The organism is Flavobacterium sp. (genome assembly GCF_039932285.1).
GTDB lineage: Bacteria > Bacteroidota > Bacteroidia > Flavobacteriales > Flavobacteriaceae > Flavobacterium.
Map to the genome: position 1 here is coordinate 1 of NZ_JBDTQE010000023.1, position 16,872 is coordinate 16,872.

Below are 16,872 nucleotides of genomic sequence, written 5' to 3' on the forward strand. Positions count from 1 at the left end.
ACAAGTAGAACCTCTGCAGCAAACAATTATTGGACTTCTGTAACCTATGGAAACGGAAAGTTTGTAGCGGTTAGTAATACTGGCTCTGGAACTGGAGATAGAATAATGACTAGTCTCGATGGGATTACTTGGACAAGTTCAAGTGGTTTGCCAGATGGGGCTTGGGAATCTATAGTGTACGGAAATAATAAATTTGTAGCTATTTCGAGTGGTAGCGTTATTAGTAGCACTGATGGTATTGCTTGGATAACAGACCCTACTAACCTACCGGTAAAAAGCTGGAAATCAATTACCTATGGAAACGGGTTGTTTGTTGCGGTTTGTTTTGATACTACATCTAATTATTGTGTAGTTACAAGTCCTGACGGAATTACTTGGACTCCTCAATTTTCTGCAGCGAATAATTGGTCATCAGTAACTTATGGCAATAGTTTGTTTGTTGCCATTAGCAGAGGCGGGGGATCAACAACAAATGTTGTAGTTACTAGTCCAGATGGTATTAATTGGACTGGTCGTACTGTACCTGCACAATTAAATATGACATTTATGTTTGGTGTATGCTATGGAAATAATTTGTTTGTCGGCGTTGGTGCCAATATGATGGGTAATGATATAATGACAAGTCCTTATGACGCAACATTAGCTAGTGCAAACTTTGACTTTAGTTTACAACTATCAGTATTTCCAAACCCATTTACAGAACAATTTGTAATTTCTTCAGAAAAAGAAGCTACAGTCGAAATTTTTAATGTAATTGGAAAACAAATTGGAAATCAAAAAATAAATCTGGGTGAAAATGTAGTTGATTTATCAAGCCATCCAGCAGGAATGTATTTTGTAAAATTAACTACTGAAAACGGTAGTAAAACCATCAAAATGATTAAAAATTAAAATTGGGTATTATCAGTGACTAGTTTTAAATTAAAAAGTCGATTGCACCATTGCAATCGACTTTTTAATGAATATTACTAAAAAATGGTTGGTAAAAACTAATAAAATTTGGTGTAAACAAATCTCATCTCAAATTTTACTTATGTAAAACTGGCGGATATTGGGCTAATATGCTAGTCACGAAACATTTTATATTTTCGTCTTTTTTGTCTGTATTTTTTGTTAGATATCCAACGCCTTCACCTTGCCAAATTAACTCTTTTTTCTTAGCATCTATCAAATCGATAGTTAGTGTTCCTTCAGTATTTGTATTGACGCTATAATTTGCTCCAAAATAAGGACTCCACCCAAATCCCCAACCGTAACCATAATTTGATTGAAACTGATTTACATTAATGTTTTTCTCTGCTTTGGTTGTAATATTAATTAGCAAATCTGGCGTTTCACTTTTTGTAAAACCTTTAGCAGTCATCTCTTCATCAATAGAACGAAGAATGCGTTTTTTATCTAAATCGGAAATTTCTACTTTGTCAATCCCAGTTTTGTGAAAAGCATAGGTTTTATATGCCGAAAAATCTGTGTTTTTGTCATAATCTGAGTTAACTCTTACGGCACTACAAGAAGCGAGTAAGAATACCATTAATATCGATAAAAATTTAATTGTTTTCATAATTAGATTGTTAGATTATTAGACTTCTTAGATCATTAAACTTCTTAGATATTTAGGATTTTTCTAACAATCCAAATTTCTAAAAATCTAATAATCCATCTTCCACTATATTAGGGATGGTAATTTTTAATAAAGGTTGCGTCTCCATGGCTCTTTTTATTGCAAAAATAGCATTGTCGTTTCTTGCCCAGCTTCTTCTTGATATTCCGTTGTTTACATCCCAAAAAAGCATCGATTCTAATCGTTTAGAAGCCTCTTTAGAACCATCAAGAACCATACCAAAACCTCCATTTATTACTTCGCCCCAGCCAACGCCACCGCCATTGTGAATAGAAACCCATGTAGCACCTCTGAAGCTGTCACCAATTACGTTTTGTATGGCCATATCGGCAGTAAAACGAGAACCGTCATATATATTTGAAGTTTCTCTATACGGAGAGTCAGTTCCTGAAACATCATGATGATCACGCCCTAAAACTACCGTTCCAATTTCTCCTTTTGCAATCGCTTTGTTAAAGGCTTCGGCAATTTTTATTCTACCTTCGGCATCAGCATAAAGGATTCGTGCTTGTGAGCCAACAACTAATTTGTTTTCCTGTGCACCTTTTATCCAAGTGATGTTATCTTGCATTTGTTGCTGAATTTCAACCGGTGAGTTTTGCATCATTTCTTCTAAAACGGAACAAGCAATAGCATCGGTTTTTGCTAAATCTTCTGGTTTTCCTGAAGCACACACCCAACGAAAAGGGCCAAAACCGTAATCGAAACACATAGGTCCCATAATATCTTGTACATAACTAGGATAACGGAAATCAATATGATTTTCTGCCATAATATCTGCGCCAGCACGAGAAGCTTCCAATAAAAAAGCATTTCCGTAATCGAAGAAATAAGTTCCTTTTGCGGTATGTTTGTTTATTGCTGTAGTATGTCTGCGTAATGTTTCTTGTATTTTTTCTTTAAATAATTCAGGATTATTAGCCATCATTTCGTTGGCTTCTTCAAATGAAATGCCAACTGGATAATAACCTCCAGCCCAAGGATTGTGTAATGAGGTTTGATCCGAACCCAAATCGATATGTATGTTTTCTTGGTCAAATCGTTCCCAAACATCTACTACGTTCCCTAAATAAGCAAGAGAAACGACTTCTTTATTGGCTTTCGCCAAAGTAACTCTGGCAACTAATTTGTCTATATTATCAAAAACTTCATTTATCCAACCTTGACTGTGGCGAATATGCGTAATTTTTGCATTTACTTCGGCACAAACGGTAATGCAACCTGCAATATTTCCTGCTTTGGGTTGTGCTCCAGACATTCCGCCTAATCCGGAAGTTACGAATAAACCTCCAGTTGGTGATTTTTTGATTTTTCTAAAACCATTTAAAACCGTAATTGTAGTTCCATGCACAATTCCTTGTGGGCCAATATACATGTAACTTCCAGCCGTCATTTGTCCGTATTGAGAAACACCTAACGCGTTCATTTTTTCCCAATCATCAGGTTTAGAGTAATTGGGAATAACCATTCCGTTTGTAACAACGACTCTTGGTGCTTCTTTATGCGATGGAAATAATCCCATTGGGTGACCAGAATACATGGCTAGTGTTTGTTCGTCTGTCATTTCAGACAAGTATTGCATCGTGAGTAGGTATTGCGCCCAGTTTGAGAAAACAGCGCCATTACCTCCATAAGTAATTAATTCATGAGGATGTTGTGCCACAGCATAATCGAGATTATTCTGAATCATGAGCATAATGGCTCTTGCTTGTTCGCATTTTCCTGGATACTCAGAAATTGGTCTTGCTTTCATTTCGTAATCAGGACGAAAACGATACATATAAATGCGTCCGTAAGTTTCTAATTCTTGAGCAAATTCTTGGATTAATGTTGCGTGATGTTTTGCGTCAAAATAACGAAGTGCATTGCGAAGCGCTAATTTTTTTTCATCGGCCGAAAGAATTTCTTTTCTTTTTGGTGCGTGATTTATAGCTAGTTCGTATGGTTTAGGATTTGGAAGTGTAGTTGGAATTCCTTGTTGTATTTGTTCTTGGAAAGTCATTGTTTGTTTGTTTGTTTGTTTGTGTATTCGGTTATTTGTTTAATCGTTTTATTGCATTTGTTTTTTTATCGAAACCATAGGGGCAATGGCGACAGCCACTTTTACAACAATGTCCTCGTTTTAAGTGGTGTTTCTCTGTAAAACATTTGTAGCCTTCGGGTGTGTAATAAAAATCTTCTCCTTCAATTAATTTATTTTCTTTACTTTGTGAGTTCATAATTACAAATTTATAAACTTTATAGTATGTTTCTAATTGTTTCTAAATATTTAATTTCAAAAAAATACCGAGGATTTACTTTTTACCCGTTTATAATTATTAGAAATGGTTTTGATAAAACGGATAAGGTTTTAATAAACCACGAAAAAATACACATTCGTCAGCAATTGGAGTTGCTTATTTTGCCTTTTTATATTTGGTATTTTTCAGATTTTTTAATAAAAATGATTAAATATAAGGATAAGAATAAGGCTTATAAGAATATTATTTTTGAAAGAGAAGCTTACGCTAATGAAAAAGACCTTGACTATTTAAAATCAAGGTCTTTTTGGAAGTTTTTAAAATATTTCTAGTTTAGTAAATTACTTTTTTCATTACTATTTTATTATTTTCTAAAATCACTTTTACGATAAGAACATTAGTTGTTGGTTTTAATTCGTTTAATGTTATTTCATTTTTGTTGATATTTTTCTTATCTAAAAGTGTTTTGCCTAAAACATCATAAACAATAATATCTTTAATGGCTATTGCTGAAGAATTTACATTAATATGATTGTTTAAAAAAACACTGACATCATTAGTTTCGTTAGAATTGTTTATTGATGTTGTATTATATCGGAGTACAAATCGATCATTTATAAGTCCAGCGGTTGATGTAAAGCTATAAGGAGCTACATTTAGATTGTGAATAATATTTAGTAATTTATCTTCTAGATATACGATTTGCGTGCCATTTGCAAATACCCCATCAACTGCTTTTATAGCAATATGATAACCACCATTTGATTGGATGTTGATGCCTATAGGAACAATGTCTTCTTTATTGAAGGGCGTTGATTTACCTTGAATTATACATTCTTTATTGTCTGTAAAAGTATATATGCCTATGGAAGTAGTGATTCCAATTGTAGCATCAAATTTACTGTCAAAATTATTTGTTGCTCCTTCAATGTATCCTAAAAGAGTTGTTTCTGAAGAGTTTGTTGTATCATCTACAATGTCTAACCATATTCTACTTTTTTCAGTATTGTTTGTGATAGGAGATTGATTACTAGAGCTTGTTTTATAGAAATTGTCATTAGCCATCAGAGCGCCTGCATTTCTTCTCATGGCATTGTTAAACACAATGTTAGCACCTACTAGATCCTGAGTCCCTTCTATACGTTGTACCATAAATGCTTGGCCAGATTTAACAATATCTGTTGCGCCGGGAACAGTTGGTCCTGTAAAGTTAATTGTTAAATAATCACCTGAATTATAATTGTATTGAAAATTTTGGTAAAAAGGACTTGCAATTAACGCTGGAGTATTTAGATGTCTCCAAAGTCTCAATGTTCCAAGTAAATTTGCGCTATTTGTAGATAAAAATTGTAAACCATTAATTGCTGATGGGTATGGATTTCCAAGTAAATTCCAGTTATCATCCATGATATTAAGCCCAGCAGTCGAATATGTTGAGGGTACAGTTGCTGTAGTCATATTACCACGAGTAGCAGCAATTGTTATGTTACCATTGTTTGGAACTCCTGTAAAGTTACCATTTATTGTGGTAGCTGCCATTCCAGAATTACTAGATCCTCTAAGAATATATCCTTTTGCTGTAGTCATGGTTCCTGAAAAAACATCCCATCTACCAAGTCCGCTTCTTGCATTTATTCCAGTTGTGTTCCATGAATATTTTGGACCTTGAACAGGAACAGTATATATTCCATTAATATTCTGATTTGCAACTGGTGAGGACCAATATACAAAATCAGCGCCTCTAATGTTGTTTGCATTTCTTAAATATATAATATCTCCACTGTTAACAACATTGTTTGTTTGTAGTAATGATGAATTATCATTTAATGTAAATACGCCTCCTGCGTTTACAGTTACTGCATTAGTTACAGTAATAAAATTGTTAGAAGTTATTGTTAAGTTACCCCCGTTTAGAACAGTTAGTGTTCCTGCTAAAGCCTCGTAACCTACTCCGGAAACTATAGGGTCGTTAGTTACATTTGGTATAACGACACAATCTGAACTATTAGGAATTACTCCTCCAGACCAGTTACTAGCTACACTCCAATTTGTATTTGTAGTACCAGACCAAGTTTTAGCACTTGTGTCTAAAATTGTAAACGGTCCAGGAATGGTTAAAATTCCACAACTAACAGTGTTTAATTGAAAGTTAGAATAAGTTCCAGCGGCTAAATTACTTAGTGTTATTTTTGGTGTGCCAGTTATTAAAGTAGCAGCTGCAGGACCTGTAAACGTCCATTCGTAATTTCCAACAGCTCCAGTGCTAAAACTTGTAGATACTAGGTAATAAGTTACGCCTGTTGATAATGTAGCGGTTAAACTAGAATCATCTTCACAGTTTCCACCTGTATTTGAATCATCATCAGCAATTATAAAATTTGCTGGGGTCGCGCAAGGTGTACCTCCGTTAAATGCATTTTGATATAATGATGCATGAGCATCAAAATTTGTTCCTGGAGTACACATATTAAGTGTGTATGATCCGCTAGTTGAAACTGTAAATGGAAATACATCATAATATTCGTCAGTTCCAGCAGTTGCACCACATGTTGTTCCTCCTGAATTTCTGATCCAAGTGGTATCTCCAGCTGCAAGTGTGCCTGAATTAAAAATGGAACCTTGAGCTATATTTGCTCCTCCTCCCGATGTTACTGTTTGAGAAGTTGGACTTCCGTTTATATTATAGCTAAGATTGTAACTTCCGCTTAAATTTGTAGTATTAAATGATATAGAACCATTTGATGAAGAACAGTTTGTATTGTCTGTACTTGTATTAAAGCTATAACTTGGTACAGTCACATTTACAATAGTATTGCCACTGCACGGACTTGCTCCACAATTCCAGTAAGCAGTGTATGTTGATGTTGATGTTGGAGATACTGTTAAATTTGGATTTGTAGTAAGCACAGTTGCTCCCTGTTGCCATCTCTGAAAAATACAAGGCTGAGGATTGAAAACAGTACAATCTTGATTGGCAGGAGTAATGCCTGGCCAGTCGGTAGAGTTTCTACCTGGAACGGGAAAAGCTAATGTTCCTATATCATTTTCTGCTCCGGAAGTTGCTAACGCTCCAGAGGTTGATGCATTCCAGTTTGCTGATAATTGAGAAACTATTACCTGAAATGATCCTGTTTCGTTAAGAACAATCTGAAAAGAAGCTGTTCCTGTTCCTGCTGCTGATCCGGAATTGTATGGTACAACATTACTATAACTTACAACAAATTTTCTGTTTGGCGCAGTACCCACAGTTTGGTAGGATATAGCCCCGCCATAACGAATGTCTATGTCAGCAAAAAAACCAGCAATATAGTTATTTGGATTTCCCAGTGCTGGTATTGCAAAAGCGCTATAACCAGTAAAAGAAAAAGTAGGACCAAATCCTAAAATACCGTTAGATTGTATTACCGCAGTTGTATATGTATTTCCATAAAAATTAAATGGAAATCCAATAGGAATCTGACCTGTTACACAATCATCGCAAGCTGTAGGAAAAGCATTTGTACCTGTAATTGCTACAGGAGTACATGCTGAGGTTACTACAGAATAAGAAACGGCAGTTGTTGTTGCGCTTAATGTAGTTGATGTACCACAGTTTATAGTCACATCTGCAGGCGGTGTCGTTGCACACTGTGCAATAAGATTATTATTACTTGTCGTAAATAAACTAAGAACTAGTAGTAAAATAAAATTATGTCTTTTTTGAAAATAATTGTGTTTCATAAAGTTAGATTGTGTTTTTGGTTTGCGAAAAATATAAAAAATAATAACATAAACAAATTTTTACTGAATAATTATCAAAAAAATATATTAATATTGGTGTAATTGTGTTATTTTAATTCTGTTTTTATCAGATTTAAAAATATTTATTTTTTTAGGTTTTCACATAATAGAATTTTAGTAAATCACTTTTTTGATAACAACATTATTGTTTTCTAAAATAACTTTTACAATAAGAACATTAGTTGTTGGTCCTAATTCACTTAAAGAAATTTCTTTTTTATTAATTTCTTTTTTATCAACTAATACTTTGCCTGAAACATCACAAATAATAACTTCTTTTATTGATTTATTTATGGAAGAAATATTAATACTACTGTTAGCATAAATTTTAACCTCATTAGAATAATCGAAATCACTGTTTGATAATGTGTTATTTGTATATCTAAGAACGAAACGATCATTTACGGTTCCTTGATCTGCTGTAAACTGATACTGAGAAGCTGCTAGGTTATGGGTTATGTTTAATAATTTATCTTCTAAATAAATTGTCTGAGATCCATTAGTAAATACTCCATCTACAGTTGCAATAGCAATGTTATAGGTTCCGTTTGTAGGAACTTTTATTCCTAAAGGAACAAGATCATTATTGTCAAAGGGTAATGATCTGCCTTGTATAAGCATTGGCTCATTGTTAATTAATGAGTAGAAATTTTGTGCGTTTTTATTATCAGTGAAAGTGTCATACAAACGGTCATTTGCTTGAGTTGCTCCATCTAAATATCCTACAAGTGTTCTAGAAACTGTTCCTGTTGATGAAACTAAATCTAACCAAATTCTATTTGTCTCCAAAACTGTTGTTGAATTGTTTGAGGATCCATTTTTATAAAATTGATTATTAGCGAACGTTGCGCTTCTCATTGTGTTATTGAAAGTAACAGAGCCTGATCCAGGCACGCCAGCATTCATTAATACCATAAATGATTGACCAGCTCCAATTTTATAATTTCCAGGACCACTTGTGGCTCCAGTTGCGTTAATTGTTAAATAATCCCCAGCGGTATAGTTGTAAACATAATCTTGGTAAAAAGGATCTGAAGCTATAAGACTAGGTAATGTTCCATGAGTCCATATTTTTACAAAACCTTGTATACTTGGATTTGCAGTTAAAAACTCATTCACCCCAAGTGAAGATGGATAAGGATTTCCTAAAAGATTCCAGTTGTCATCTGTAGCAGTTCTTGGAATACCTTGAGTTCCAATGGTTGTAAAATCGGTTCCTCTAAAAATACTAGCAGAGAAGGTTCCGTTGTTAGGTACTCCAATAAAGTTCGCTGTTAATGGAGTGGTAGCAGTATTATTAAATCCGTTTGGTCCACGAACAATATAACCTTTTGTTGGAATCATATTCTCATTAACATTATCCCAATTTCCTTGACCACCATTAGCATTAACTCCTGTAGTTAGCCAATTGAATATGTAATTTGTAGGGGTTAATGGGGATATGTTTGTTACTGGAAATGTTCCAGCGATTAGATTTCCAACAGGAGATGACCAATAAGAATAATCGTTAAAACGTAGATTTGCAATACGCTCCATATTTATATCTCCTAAGTTTGTAACATTATCTATTTGTACTAAACTTGAGTTATTTTTTATATTGAATGTTCCTCCAGCATTTACATCAACTATTTCTTTTATAGTCAATGCATTTCCTGATTGTATTTCAAGAATTCCACCATTTTTTATGGTTAGATTTTTACCATTACCTGCCGCTCCAGTACTTAATGTTGTAGGGTTAGGTAGCGCTGTTGGTATAACTACACAGTTTGCTATAGTGGGTATAATTGCAGGAGCCCAGTTACTTGCAGTATTCCAATCACCGCTAGTTGTACCTTTCCATATTTTTGTGTTGTTAGTAACATTTATTGTTCCGCTTGTAACACAACCATTATTTAAGTTAGAACTTACATTAATTACAAAAGCAGGTTGCTCTAATTGTGTTAGAGTTGGTCTAATATATATTGTATTGGCTGGTTGCCCATCATATGGAGTTGTGGTAGCTGTAGCATCATAAAAGCCATCTACACCACCACCAAGAGCAAAGAAAGGGGTTAGTGGTCTGTCTCCAAATAATTTTACATCGTCTATTGCTACACCATCACCTGCTAAACCACTTGCAGTACCATCTCCAAGCGCTCTTATTCTAATTTTTAGCATGGTATTATTTATATAACCAGTCATAGGAAAGGTAGCTGTAATAAAGCTTGATCCATAACCTTGATCTGCTGTGAATGTACCCGCAGGCAAAGTAGTCCAAGCACCACCACCATTTGTTGAAACTTCTACATTACAGTTCTCTATAGTTGGATTTATTCCATCTGCATAATATCTAGAATAAAATATTCTAAAACTTAGGGTTAGGTTTGTAAAGCCAGTAGAGTTTGCATTACTTGCTAGTGTTAATGAGTTTTCCATAGGGACGGTCGGGAATGATCCAGAAAAATCATCAAAAGAAGTTAAGGCAAATTTATTTGTGCCAAAACCTGAGGTGATAGCTGGAAACCATCTTGCTCCAGATGGAACAAAAATACTTGTTTTGTTTTTCCATGCGGTTTTTGCTTTATCAGCTGCGCTTGTTGCATCGCTATTTATATTTGTAAAAACACCAAGTGTTCCGGTTTCGAAATTCTCATTAATTAAATAAGCCACTTCATCATCTCCTGTAGCATCTAGCCGAATAATAGAATTCTCTCCACAAACTGTAACGTTAGGCGTGGCGATTATTAGTGCAGGAACTGGTTTTACCTCTACAAAAACAGGAGTTCTTATAAGAGATTCACATGAGCCTAATGCGGTTGCATAATAAGTAGTGCTTGCTGATATTGATGGTGTTGTCCAGTTTGCTCCAGAAGCAGTATTGCCTAATAATGTCCCGCCTGTTAATGCATCATACCAATTGATAGTTCCTGCTGTGCTTGTTGCGGAAATTGTTGCAGTAACTGTTCCTGATACAGCACCACAAATCGCTGGATTGGTAATGCTGGTAATTATATTATCACATTTAGGAATTACTGTAAATAAATAATCTTCGGCTTCACCATAAGTTCTATAGTTAATTCCGCTAATAGTAATTGGATCAAAACTATTACATGAATTAAAATCAACTAATGTTTCTGCTCCGTTGGAATTTCTGTATGTATTTTGTACTCTTACTCTAATTCTGTAATCACCTACAGGAGCATAGCTAGGTATTATAAAACCAAATGTTGTTGAAGAAAATAGAAATCCTCCAGGATTGTAAACTTCTTCACCTGCATCTAAAAAATCACCATCTTTATTCCAATCTACCCAAACTTTCCAAAAACCACGAACTGCATTAGATGATAATTTCATGTTAATGGCACCACCTTGAGCTTGGATACATTTTGGTCTTGCTGTCCAGTCTTGATAACCATCAGCAGGAGTGTCTGTTGTGCTTACTGTGCTTTGATCTAACATTGTTCCTACAAAATCTACGTTTGTTACATATAATCTGTCAGTTGCTACTGATGTTGTTGCAGGTGTGCAATAGCCTGTTGGAACAGCTGGAGTTGTTGCATTACCAGTAAGTGGTAGAACGTTTCGATATAAAGGACCTCCAGTACAAGCAGAATTAAAAGAAAAAATATAAAAATAATAAGTTGTATTAAGATTTAATGCTCCAGCATTAAAATTATTATTTGCATCAATATCTACTACTGTATATCCAGCAGCAACACTATCACCAATACTATATGTAGTTCCATTAGCTGGTGTTGGTGCAATGTTTGATGTGCTTATAACTACTAAGTATTGATTTGGTCTAGGAGCTGCATGGGTAAATGTACCACCTATACTTTGTCCTACAGGAGTTAATATAAGTGCGGTTGGTTGTGTAGTAGGTGTTATGCAAGGTGTTTGAGCAATAACATTTACTATGTAGTCTTCTGCTTGACCGTAACCCGCACCTGTTTGACATGGATCATTAGGATAACCTCCATATCGTTTCATTACTCTCATTTTTGTATTACCAAGTAATGCTCCAGAAGGCACGGATATACTACTTATTAACGTAATTGCATCAACGCCAGTTGAATTAAGTATAGATCCTAAACTGTATATTTCATTTGGATTATTACCAAAAACACCATTTTGATCCCAATCGATATAGGCTTTGAAAAAATCTTCAAAAGCGCCATCGGTATTTCCTTTTATACTAATCTCATTATAAGATGAGCCTTGAACTACTGTTGCAGAAGATGAGCAAAAAACCTCTAAACTTGGTGTACCTCCAACAGTTGCAGACGTAGTATTATTAATCCCTGCAAAAGTAACATTAGTAATTGGCTCTATAGCATTTGTGAAAGTAGGCAAGCAATATGGTGAAATTATCGTGTATGTAATTGTAATTTGACCATTACTTCCATTACCTCCGTTTCTTCCACTACCACCTGAAATTCTTAATGCTCCGCCACCACCGCTTCCAGAATTGGTTGCTCCATTACCATTACCTGTCGTATTTCTTGAAGTTCCTCCAGCTAATGCGTTACAGGTCCCTCCAGCTGCTCCTAATAAAATTGTACCAAGAGATCCATTACCACCAGGAGTATCGGTTCCGCCGTTAATTGCACCACCAGTAGCAGTTCCTCCCGTTCCAATAGCTCCTTGATTTTGTCCACCACCATTACCGCCATTAGCAGTTATTGCTAAAATTGTAGTAGCTGTACCATTACCTCCATTATTAGCACTTCCGGTGCCTCCAGTGCCAACTGTATAAGCAATGATTTGACCAGGCACTACAGTCGCGGTATAAGTAGAATAACCGCCACCACCACCACCAGACCCTCCATTTGGAGTGTTGTCTGCTGCGCCACCAGCGCCACCAGCGCCCCATGCTCGTATTGTAATAGATGTTACATCGCATGGAACTGTAAAATTACGTGTGCCTGGAGTATTGTCAGTAAAAGTTTGCGAATTTGCAACATTAAAACTAAAAAGTGTTGCAAATAAAAAAAATAAGCCGGTAAAGATTTTTGATTTATTTTTTTTCTCTGAATTATTTGAGAAAAAGGGTGGTTTTTTTAAAATAAAAAGACCACCCATTACATGGATGAAGTAGTTATTTTTCATAAAGTATATATATAGATAATGTAAACTTAGAAATTATATACGTGATTACCAAACAAATAGTTTTATTTTATTCACATTATCGGATTTTAAAGTATTTTGTCGATTTTATTTGTAAAGTATTGAAAGTCTATTCTAATTCTTTATATTTGTTATGACCCTAAATTAAAATTGCTAAACTTTAATTTTTAAATTATGAAAATCAATTATTTATTAATCCTACTTTTATTAGGTATTACTGCTCAAGCACAAATGTATGTAAGTCCTAATTCTTATGTTTTTGTAAACGATCAATATATTTTTGTAACTCAAGATGTAAATCTTAATGCAGCTACAAGTAATATTTATTTGCGTAACAATTCGCAATTGTTACAAAAAACTACTACGGTAAATGGTGCTAATGTTGGTTTAGGTGCTTTGTCGGTATATCAGGAAGGTACTGTAAATAATTATCAATATAATTATTGGTGTTCTCCAGTTGGAGCCTCTGATGCTACTGTGGGTAATTCTTCTTTTGGAATTACACAATTGGGTATTCCTAGTATAAATTTAGACACAAGGTCATATACTTCTGCGTCAATATTACCTATAGGTAATTACAATGGTGTGTCTGGAAACGGATCACTTAGTATAGCTCCTTATTGGATTTGGACATTTAGGTCATCAACTTTATATTCGCAATGGTTTCAGATTGCAGCGGCGTCAACACTCGCTGCAGGTGAAGGATTTACGATGAAAGGAACTAGCGGTTCAGATACATTTACTCCATTTACAGGATCTGGGGCAAACAATCCTGGAAGTAGTCAGCGTTATGATTTTAGAGGTAAGCCAAATGACGGAACAATAAATACTTCTGTTACAAACGGAACGTTTACATTAATAGGAAATCCTTATCCAAGTACTATAGATATTAATCTTTTTCTAAATGATGCAGGAAATGCAGCGCTTATAAATGGTACCGCTTACTATTGGGAGCAAGCTGTTGTAAATTCACACTTAATAGCTTCTTATCAAGGAGGTTATGGGAAATATACTGTAGGCGGCGGATATGTGCCAGCGGATATATGGTCTTACAATAGTGATGGGTCATACAATGTAGATACAACTGTAAATGGGGCTGTTTATCAAAGAAGATATCCGCCAATTGGTCAAGGATTTATGGTTATGGGAACTGCTAATGGAAGTGTTAGTATGAAAAATGTTTTTAGAAATTATATAAAAGAAGGGGCAGTAAACCTTTCTGAGTTTGCAAAAACTTCAGGAAAAGTCTCTAATTCTTCTAATTCAGTGTATGATCCAAATTCAGAATTTTTCCCAGAAATACCTAACCTTGCAGGAATCGATTATACGCAAGTAAAAAAAGCCTATGCACCACAGATAAGAATTAATGCTAAAATTAACGAGACAGGTATAATTCATGCTGCTTTAGGTTTTGGAGATCAATATACTGATGGATTTGACTATAGTGGAGATGCTAGAGCTACTTCAGATGGAGCTCCCGCAAGTTTTTATTTTATATTAGATAACGAGCCTTTTGAGTTCGCAATGTCTTTAACTAAATTTGATATTGATAAAAAATATCCTATTGGATTGAAATCTACTGATCAATCAAATTTTAAAATAAAAGTTGGTGAGTTATTATATGGTTTCGATCCTAATCAGCAAGTATATATACATGACAAACAAACAGATGTTTATTACAACATTAAAACTGGAGAGTTTGATATGACGCTTCCTGCAGGAGATGTTAGAGACAGGTTTGAAGTTACGTTTAAAGAAAATGCACTTAGTACAAATGATAATTCTATTGCGGATAATTTTACTGTTTTTCAAAATAATGAAGGTGGATTTTTGACTATCAAAAACCCAAAAGCAATAGCTTTAAATAATTTTGTTTTATATGATATTTCTGGAAAACTAATTTTATCTAAGACTAATTTAGGTTCAAATCTTACTTTCGAGTATAGTACTTCGGGTTTAAGTGAAGGAGTGTATATTGTAAAACTAACTACCGAAAAAAATCAAATAATTGCAAAGAAAGTTTCAATATTTAATAAAAAATAACATCATAATAAAGGTTTAATAAAAAAAGCAATCCTTCCTTAAGGGTTGCTTTTTTTATTAAAACTTTAAAATTTTATCTGTGGAAACCTTTGTTCTAAAATCATTATTTTGTCTTGAAGCTTCGATAAGAATTGCTGATGATTTTGTGATTCAATATTAAAAGGTTTATGATTCAATGCTTTTTGAATTTCAGAAACTTGTTGCATTACAGGAAATTCTTCCCTGTCCATATAACTCTCAAGAAAATGCTCCCAAATGTAATCTATAGCTGTCTGATTTGGATGTAACATATCTGGATTATAAAATCGGTAATCACGCAATTCGTCCATTAATATTTCATAACTTGGAAAATAGCTAGTTGTTGGATTATTTCTAATAAATGAATGCAGTGCATTAATTAAATGTGCCTTGCTTAATGTATTTTCTACAAAGCCATCTTTTATGTGGCGAACAGGAGAAATCGTAAAAATAAACTTTGTGGCTTTATTGATTGAAGAAATTAAAGAAATAATACTTTCTAAATTTTCTTGAATAGCTTTAATAGATAGTAATTCTTTTATAAATTGCTTTTGCGAGACTTTATAGCAATTTGCAACAATTTGTTCGTTTTCTATGTTTTTGTAAACCCAAGCAGTTCCTAATGTAATTATTATATGTGTTGATTGTGTAATTTGTTGATTCGTTCTTTTAAGAACTGTATTAAGATTTTGGAGAAACTCAATTTTGTTTGAATTGCTTAAATCAGAATGTACTTCGTAACAATTCCAACGCTCATTATGAAAAAAAATATCTTTTTCAGTAAAAATATCCTTTTGAACAATCCTTGTAATAATTTTTTCTAAAGAAGCTGAATTAAAAATAATTCCAAAAGGATTTGCATCATTTTGAAACTTAAAATAATTTAATTTATCTGTAATGTTTTCTGCAAAACAAGAGCCTAAAGAGATAATTCTAGAATTGTAATCTATTGGGTAATTGCTTTTAGAAATTGGTATTTGAGTTCTAAATTGCATCGTTAAATTTTCGACAAAACTAGTTAATGAATAAGTCTTAAACAAAAAAATCCCAAACTTTGCGTTAGGGATTTTTATATTTTTTTAAGCTAAAATTAGTTTATTAAATTTTTGTATAAACCTTTAGCGATAAGTTTTTGAATTAATTCGTCATTCAATGTAGCTCTTAACTTAGCATCAATTTCATTAGAAATTCCTTGTTTCTCAGCAACTGTAATATTTTCTTTGCTTAACATTTTATATTTTCTATAAAAAAGTTGATTTAAACTTTCAGACATAGGGTTAGTAAGATCCATAACAGCAGTTAAAGACTCTACATTTTGTTTTGCTTTTTCTTCAATCGACAATTCTTTTTGGGTTGTCATTTTTTCAGCTTGAGCATTTGCTGATAATGAGAATGCGAAAAACAAAACGAATATTGATAGTGCTTTTTTCATAATTTGATGTAATAGATTAAGTTGTAAAGTTCAAATCTAAACATTTTTTTTAAACTTACAAAAATTATTTAGTAACTTCAGGTTTTCTTTTGTTTTTATATTCTTTTCTCGTTTTGTGTGTATGAGCTTTTCTTTTACCTTTGTTAGTTTCCCATTTTTCCATTTGTTCGGCGTTTAAAATCTTTTTCATTTTGGCTTTCATCTCAATTTGAGAGTTTAGTGCTTTATTTTTCATTTCAAATTTTTCATTCGCTGTTAGTGGTTTCTTGGTCTCTTTTTGGGCTTTCATTTCGCTTCTTCTAGCTTCCATTTTTGCGGTTTGTTCAGCAATAATAGGTGCTATTTCTTTTTGTTGAGAAGCTGTTAAATCTAAATTTAGTGTCATCTCTTTTAGCTGCAAAGTATTTCTTTGCTCAGGTGATAACTTTTCAGTTGCTTCTCTATTTCCTGATTCTTTTTCTTGTGCAATTCCTGTAAATGAAAGGCTAGTAATTAATGCTAGGGTAAAAATTAATTTTTTCATGATATCTTTTTTAAGTTATATCATTAAGACAATAAATAATTCAAAAGGTTTAATGTAAACGAGAAAACTCATTTATACGCATAAAATCGAGTTTCTTTTAGTATAGCTG

Annotated in this window: 11 protein-coding genes; 3 read left to right on the forward strand and 8 right to left on the reverse strand. The window is 33.6% G+C overall.

Going from position 1 to position 16,872, the window contains the following annotated elements; all coding sequences use genetic code 11:
• Window positions 1-891: T9SS type A sorting domain-containing protein (locus ABI549_RS06170; RefSeq protein WP_348075583.1), on the forward strand; the 891-nt coding region annotated here is incomplete at its 5' end.
• A gap of 136 nt (window positions 892-1,027) precedes the next feature.
• Here the strand turns inward: ABI549_RS06170 and ABI549_RS06175 are convergent.
• From ABI549_RS06175 to ABI549_RS06185, 3 genes are all read right to left on the reverse strand, one after another.
• On the reverse strand, window positions 1,028-1,561 hold the full coding sequence (locus ABI549_RS06175) for a DUF4136 domain-containing protein (protein WP_348075584.1): 534 nt from the start codon (window positions 1,559-1,561) through the stop codon (window positions 1,028-1,030).
• Between the two features lie 79 nt (window positions 1,562-1,640).
• Window positions 1,641-3,623 (reverse strand): urocanate hydratase, encoded by a 1,983-nt coding sequence (locus ABI549_RS06180; RefSeq protein ID WP_348075585.1) that lies wholly within the window; start codon window positions 3,621-3,623, stop codon window positions 1,641-1,643.
• A gap of 31 nt (window positions 3,624-3,654) precedes the next feature.
• A complete protein-coding gene (locus ABI549_RS06185) occupies window positions 3,655-3,840 on the reverse strand; it encodes a DUF5522 domain-containing protein (RefSeq protein ID WP_348075586.1) in 186 nt (61 codons plus the stop codon).
• Window positions 3,841-3,866: 26 nt separating this feature from the next.
• Between ABI549_RS06185 and ABI549_RS06190 the strand changes: the two genes are divergently transcribed.
• The gene (locus ABI549_RS06190; RefSeq protein WP_348075587.1) at window positions 3,867-4,193 is read left to right on the forward strand and encodes a hypothetical protein; all 327 of its coding nucleotides are present in this window, start codon (window positions 3,867-3,869) and stop codon (window positions 4,191-4,193) included.
• A gap of 1 nt (window position 4,194) precedes the next feature.
• Here ABI549_RS06190 and ABI549_RS06195 read toward each other — a convergent pair whose 3' ends face one another.
• A complete protein-coding gene (locus tag ABI549_RS06195) occupies window positions 4,195-7,581 on the reverse strand; it encodes a T9SS sorting signal type C domain-containing protein (protein WP_348075588.1) in 3,387 nt (1,128 codons plus the stop codon).
• Window positions 7,582-7,755: 174 nt separating this feature from the next.
• Window positions 7,756-12,729, reverse strand: coding sequence for a GEVED domain-containing protein (locus ABI549_RS06200; RefSeq protein ID WP_348075589.1), 4,974 nt, complete (start codon window positions 12,727-12,729; stop codon window positions 7,756-7,758).
• 192 nt (window positions 12,730-12,921) lie between these two features.
• Here ABI549_RS06200 and ABI549_RS06205 point away from each other — a divergent pair, with 192 nt between their 5' ends.
• Window positions 12,922-14,790, forward strand: a complete 1,869-nt coding sequence (locus tag ABI549_RS06205) for a T9SS sorting signal type C domain-containing protein (RefSeq protein ID WP_348075590.1) — start codon at window positions 12,922-12,924, stop codon at window positions 14,788-14,790.
• 65 nt (window positions 14,791-14,855) lie between these two features.
• Here the strand turns inward: ABI549_RS06205 and ABI549_RS06210 are convergent, their stop codons facing one another.
• The 3 genes from ABI549_RS06210 to ABI549_RS06220 form a co-directional block, all read right to left on the reverse strand.
• A complete protein-coding gene (locus ABI549_RS06210; RefSeq protein WP_348075591.1) occupies window positions 14,856-15,803 on the reverse strand; it encodes a GSCFA domain-containing protein in 948 nt (315 codons plus the stop codon).
• Between the two features lie 95 nt (window positions 15,804-15,898).
• Window positions 15,899-16,240 (reverse strand): hypothetical protein, encoded by a 342-nt coding sequence (locus ABI549_RS06215; RefSeq protein ID WP_348075592.1) that lies wholly within the window; start codon window positions 16,238-16,240, stop codon window positions 15,899-15,901.
• Window positions 16,241-16,304: 64 nt separating this feature from the next.
• Window positions 16,305-16,763 carry a hypothetical protein gene (locus ABI549_RS06220; RefSeq protein WP_348075593.1) on the reverse strand — a complete coding sequence of 153 codons (459 nt, stop codon included), beginning with the start codon at window positions 16,761-16,763 and terminating at the stop codon, window positions 16,305-16,307.
• Window positions 16,764-16,872: the final 109 nt, after the last annotated feature.